The organism is uncultured Methanobrevibacter sp., from assembly GCF_902771435.1.
In the GTDB taxonomy this organism is placed as follows: domain Archaea; phylum Methanobacteriota; class Methanobacteria; order Methanobacteriales; family Methanobacteriaceae; genus Methanocatella.
The window spans coordinates 1-5,472 of sequence record NZ_CACXXB010000061.1 but is presented as its reverse complement, the minus strand read 5'-3'; the positions used below and the strand labels follow the sequence as shown (position 1 = coordinate 5,472).

At 36.0% G+C, this 5,472-nt stretch carries 5 protein-coding genes and 1 pseudogene; 2 read left to right on the top strand and 4 right to left on the bottom strand.

The window, feature by feature from the left end; translation table 11 throughout:
• Positions 1-47: 47 nt before the first annotated feature.
• Genes QZU83_RS10020 through QZU83_RS10010 form a run of 3 tightly spaced genes read right to left on the bottom strand, consistent with a single transcriptional unit; the run spans position 48 to position 1,841 of the window.
• Positions 48-278, bottom strand: coding sequence for a ferredoxin family protein (locus QZU83_RS10020; RefSeq protein WP_295611854.1), 231 nt, complete (start codon positions 276-278; stop codon positions 48-50).
• An 8-nt stretch (positions 279-286) separates the two neighbouring features.
• On the bottom strand, positions 287-1,378 hold the full coding sequence (fwdF, locus tag QZU83_RS10015) for a tungsten-dependent formylmethanofuran dehydrogenase subunit FwdF (RefSeq protein ID WP_295611853.1): 1,092 nt from the start codon (positions 1,376-1,378) through the stop codon (positions 287-289).
• Position 1,379: 1 nt separating this feature from the next.
• Positions 1,380-1,841: a 4Fe-4S binding protein gene (locus QZU83_RS10010; protein ID WP_295611852.1), complete on the bottom strand. Its 462-nt coding sequence runs from the start codon at positions 1,839-1,841 to the stop codon at positions 1,380-1,382.
• Between the two features lie 399 nt (positions 1,842-2,240).
• Between QZU83_RS10010 and mobB the strand changes: the two genes are divergently transcribed.
• The gene (gene mobB / locus QZU83_RS10005) at positions 2,241-3,278 is read left to right on the top strand and encodes a molybdopterin-guanine dinucleotide biosynthesis protein B (RefSeq protein ID WP_295611851.1); all 1,038 of its coding nucleotides are present in this window, start codon (positions 2,241-2,243) and stop codon (positions 3,276-3,278) included.
• 1 nt (position 3,279) lies between these two features.
• Positions 3,280-4,209: a GTP 3',8-cyclase MoaA gene (moaA, locus tag QZU83_RS10000; protein WP_295611850.1), complete on the top strand. Its 930-nt coding sequence runs from the start codon at positions 3,280-3,282 to the stop codon at positions 4,207-4,209.
• Between the two features lie 86 nt (positions 4,210-4,295).
• Here moaA and QZU83_RS09995 read toward each other — a convergent pair.
• Positions 4,296-5,472: pseudogene (locus QZU83_RS09995) on the bottom strand (Coenzyme F420 hydrogenase/dehydrogenase, beta subunit C-terminal domain); the annotation flags it as partial.

The following is a 5,472-nucleotide window of genomic DNA, read 5'->3' as shown; positions in this document are numbered from 1 at the left end:
ACAGGTTTTTCTAAATAAGTATTAGCATAATGCATATAATAATCCCCCTATTCTAACCATATAGCATTTACTGGGCAAAACATTTGACATGTTCCACACAATTCACATTTTTCAGGACTGAAAAGTTTGATAAAACCGTTTTCTACCATCATAATAACTTCTTCAGTCTTTGCACCACTACCACCAGCATTTTCAGGACTGATAGCCGCATTAACAGGACAAGCAATTACACAAATCCCGCATCCTAAACAATTATCTTGATTTACTTTAAGTTCCATCTAATCACCTAATCTTTAATAGCATCTAAAGCATCTTTCCAAGTAGTAGAGTTAATAGGAGTGTGGTCAACTTCAGTTCTTAATACGGTAATTGCATCGTTAGGACATGCTTTTTCACATGCTTTACAACGTACACAGTAGTCATTGAAAGCAGTTACATGTTCCATTCTAGAACCTGGACCTGAAGATACTGGGAATGCTAAAGCATTACATTGACAGATATCTACACAAGCTCCACAAGCTTGACATTTTTCATCATCAATTTCAATAGAACCTTCGAATGGTTTTTTGACTTTTGCTGCATCGGTAGGACAGACTCCTTCACACCATCCACAGTAGACACAGAGTTCTGAGTCGATGACAGAGTTTCCTTTAACGACAGCTTTTGCAGGGTCTAAATCATATTCTCCGTAGTTACATGCTCTACAAATAGCTTTGATAGCGTTGGTAGGACAAGCTTTTTTACATACGAGACAGTAAACACATTTGTCTTTGTCAATAACAATGGATTCTTCACCAGTTACTTGATCTACGACAATTGCTTCTGCAGGACATAATTCTTGACATACACCACAGTAAATACATTCTTCTTCATCCACATTGATTTCACCAGTTACTAAATCAGCACGGTCTGGTAAAACTCTTTCAATAACGATAGCATCACGAGGACATGCGGTTTCACATCTTTTACAGTAGATACATTCATCGTCATCGATTTCAGAGAAAGCGTTATAATGAGGATATGCTTCAATTTCTTTGATTGGAGTACCGTCAATAGTTAATACTAATGCATCAACAGGACATAATCCACTGCACATACCACATAATACACATTTGTTTTCATCAATGCTTATTCTTTGGATATCTGGAGCTTCTTTGATATTTTGACTAATCTTGTCATGTCCGCTGAAGTAAGTTTCAAAACCTACACGAGCGTCAATAGCAATTGCATTTAAGGTAATTGCTTCAACAGGACAGGTAGACTCACAAATACCACAACCAAGACAAACATGATCATTGAAAGACAAGCTTCTAACTTCGTCTGCTGACCTTGTAATGTCAAAGTTATTGTCTTTAACCTCTTTTAAATTTCTAATCATATTAAATCTCCAAAATTTTTATCGAATTAGTTGGGCATTCATCAATACATAACTGACACCCACAACATTGTATGGAGTCTGCATGTGCCTTCAATGACTCTAACTTAATAGCCTTCATTGAACATGCATTTACACATAAGCCGCAACCAATACAAGAATCTTCTACATTTACTTCGAAATTCCTTTCTTGGCAAATATTCACAATTTTTCGACTCTGTTCTGGTTCATCAAATATAGCCTCAGTCATTTTCAAGAAATCTCTAGGAGAAAGTTCCGTGATAGTTCTTGCAACATCAATTGAATTCCAGGATAAGTTGCTGCCATTCAAATAATGTGATATTGTAGATCTATCAACACCTAACTCGTTAGCAATTGCTTGGTGACTTTCGCCCGCATCCTTCAACTTGACCGCAGCCAAATATTTCAAACCAGATGCAATATGTTTCGGCATTTGAACCACCATGTGTAATGATTACACATATGTTTTCTTATATAAATATATTTGCCTACTAGACTCAAGACACAAGCTTTATATATTACTGTGTAGTAACTACACAAAAATTTTTTTAAAAATTAACCAGAATACTTCAAAATAAAAAATAAAAGCATAAATTATCATATGATTCAAAATAAAATGTTATTACTCATTAAATTTAATATAAGATATCAACATTTCCTGAAAGTATAAAAAATTGAAAAAATACACCAAAATTAGTATTACTTACATTAACAAAAAGTATTATGAAAACTGCAAAAATTAAGGAAAATTTTTTGGCATGCCTAAAATGTGTAGTAACTACACATAAAACCTTTAGAAATTTTTAATTAATACTTATAATATAATATTAATGGGGATTATAAAATGAAAATAGTGTCTATTGTCGGAAGAAAAAATACCGGAAAAACTTCATTGACAGTGAAAGTCATTGAAGAACTTACAAGAAGAGGGTATAATGTAGCATCCATTAAACATTCACACCACACAATGGAAATGGATAAGGAAAATACTGATACCTGGAAACATAAACAGGCAGGATCAAATGTTGTGGTTGGTGTCGGCTCAACAACCTTCTTTAACGTGAGACGCGAAATGGATTTGAATAGACTGCTATTTTTGATAAAACATATGGATGATGTTGACTTTGTCATCATTGAAGGCTTTAAAAAGTACAACTATCCGAAAATAATTACCTCCCCTGACGTTAGAGATGAGTATACAATAAAAGAGGTAGACTCATTTGCAATTGATGAGAAAGGTGTTGAAGAGCTTGTCGACCTTATAGAAGAAAGAGGTCATGATATCGTGGACACATTATTTGCAAACAATTGCGGATTCAACAACGGCGAAGCCATCGCAGCCGAAATTCGCCAAGGAAACCTGAAAGTGGACGACTTGGACAACATTCACAGTTACCTGTCAATAGATGACAATGTTGTTGGCCTTAACAGATTCGTGAGCGATTATTTAAGGCAGACCGTGCTGGGCGTCATCTCCACACTGAACCTCGACGACTACAATGTCAATGACGTCAAAAAAATTGAACTGCTCATACCTGACGGGGCCGAAATTGGAAAAAGTGAAGGAAAAACAACAATTCTAATTAATGATAAACCTCTTGAAATAAATCATTTTACGACAAATATTGTTGCAAATTCCATAAAGGCCATGGTAAACTCCCTTAAGACTGAAGATAATGTAAAAACAATAGATATTGAAATTTCAGACATAAAAAACAATGAAGTGATTGATTCTGAAATTACCCTTAAGACAAATGGTCACCCTGTGGAAATCAATGAGTTCACCCGTGGAATTCTAAAGGAAACAATCTTTGCAACCGTCAGCTCACTTAAAATAGATGATGAAATTAATAACCTGAAAATTAGTGTGGAAGAACGATAAAATGTTAGAAAACGTAGTTAAGGACAAGTATGAAAGACCAATTCTTTCACTAAGAATCACAATAACAAACAGATGCAATGAAAACTGTATTTACTGCCATCATGACGGAATGGTTTCATCCAAAAATGAGATGACACCTGATGAACTCTACACCATTTCAAAAATAGCCAAAAAAATTGGAGTCAGAAAAATCAGGCTGTCAGGTGGAGATCCTCTGGTTAGAAATGACATTGTTGAGATTGTTGAAAAAATAGCAAGCCTTGATTTTAAGGACATTTCACTTACAACCAATGGAGTGCTGCTTGAAAAGTATGCCCAAGGCCTGAAGGATGCGGGTTTGGACAGGGTCAATGTCAGTCTGGACACCCTCAATAGGGATACCTACAAATTCGTGACAAACATGGACTATCTGGAAAAGGCCAAGGCAGGCATCCTGAAAGCTGTGGAAGTCGGACTTTATCCGGTAAAGATAAACATGGTGGTAATGAAAGACATCAACACCGATGAAATAAAGGACATGTTTTATTTCTGCAAAGAGCATGGAATCATCCTCCAGCTAATTGAACTGATTGAAAGTGAGAACTGCGATGATGACAAGTTCAGTGCCGAATACCACTATCCATTAGATTCCATTGAAAATAAGCTAGCTGATATAGCTGATAAGGTAAGAGAACGTAAGTTTATGCAAGGGCGTAAAAAATATTACATTAACGGGGGAGAAATCGAGATAGTAAGACCTGTCGATAACTCTAAATTTTGCGCAAATTGCTCAAGATTAAGGATAACTCCTGATGGAAAAATAAAACCATGTCTTTTAAGAAATGATAATCTTGTTGAGCTGATTTCACACGTGAGAAATGGTGAAAGCGAAGAGGAACTTGAAGAGATTTTCATAAACGGCATCAACAAACGTGAACCGTTTAACACATAATTTTTTTATATTTTTTTAATGAATTATATAACATTGTTATATAAATTGGGATAAAAAAAAGAAAAATTTGGTATAAGGAAAAATCCTTATAACCATTTAGCTTTGGATACGTGATCAGTGAATGGAAGTGGGTCGTCACTACCCATACCTGGGATGTATCCGTAGATTTCTCTTACTTTGTTGTTTACAGTACTCCATACTTTAGCTACAGGGATTTCACATGGACATACTTCGGAACATTGACCACAGTTAGTACATGCGTCAACCATGTGCACCATACGAGTTAAGTGGAAGAATGGTGCAGCAGGAGTGTATCCACCAGGTACCCATTCAGGACCTTCAGCTTCAAGACAGCAGTCTTCACAGAAACATAATGGGCATGCTTCACGGCAACCGTAACATTTCATACATTTGGAGAATTCATCTTCGTATTGATAGAATACGTCAATAATATCTCCGGTAGTGCCTGCGTAGTCTTTTTCTTTTTTAGCTTGAGATTCTTTTAACATGAAGTTGTTAACGTTTTCTCTGATTTTGACACCTTTTGGATTTGGTTCTTCGGTAGCAATTAAACCTGCGTCAATTACTTTACCTAAAACTTCTGCACCGGTTTCAGAGAATACTTCAACGAAAGTAGCTTTTCCTGCTAAAGGACCGATAACTCCCCAGTTACCTAAAGCTAAGTCAGCGTTGGAAGGTATTTTGAGATTACATCTTTGACAGTTTTCTCTTCTACCCATACCTTGTTCTTCTAATTCATCGATTTTGAAAGCTTTTTCGCCTTCAGCAGTTTCCATGATGAGTTTACCTTTAGCGATTTCTTCTTTGACAACGTCTTTAGGATCTAAATCGTATACATCTGAGTTTACCTTTAGCGATTTCTTCTTTGACAACGTCTTTAGGATCTAAATCGTATACATCTCTAATCATGTTCATGGTTGGAACAGGTGACATTGTTCCGCCACAGTTTACACCGATCATAATTACGTTATCTTCGATGATTTTACCTTTTTTCATTAATTCTCTGATGGTCATTGCATCACATGGTTTACATGCGACTGCTAATTTCATGTATCTTGCACCGTCTAAGTATTTGGATACGAATTTAGCAATGTTTAAAGTACCACAGTGAATGGAACCTGCAGTTTTAATAACGTCAGCAGGGTCAGTGATAAGGGTTGGTACACCATCATAAATATCGTGACCTTGGGTTACTCCAACAACACCGTCAACGATACCTTCTTCTAATAAGTATTTCATGAT

Bases quoted from the DNA above. Each gene is read 5' to 3' on its own strand.
- QZU83_RS10020 (WP_295611854.1), bottom strand. From the start codon at position 278: ATGGAACTTAAAGTAAATCAAGATAATTGTTTAGGATGCGGGATTTGT.
- mobB (WP_295611851.1), top strand. From the start codon at position 2,241: ATGAAAATAGTGTCTATTGTCGGAAGAAAAAATACCGGAAAAACTTCA.
- moaA (WP_295611850.1), top strand. From the start codon at position 3,280: ATGTTAGAAAACGTAGTTAAGGACAAGTATGAAAGACCAATTCTTTCA.
- fwdF (WP_295611853.1), bottom strand. From the start codon at position 1,378: ATGATTAGAAATTTAAAAGAGGTTAAAGACAATAACTTTGACATTACA.
- QZU83_RS10010 (WP_295611852.1), bottom strand. From the start codon at position 1,841: ATGGTGGTTCAAATGCCGAAACATATTGCATCTGGTTTGAAATATTTG.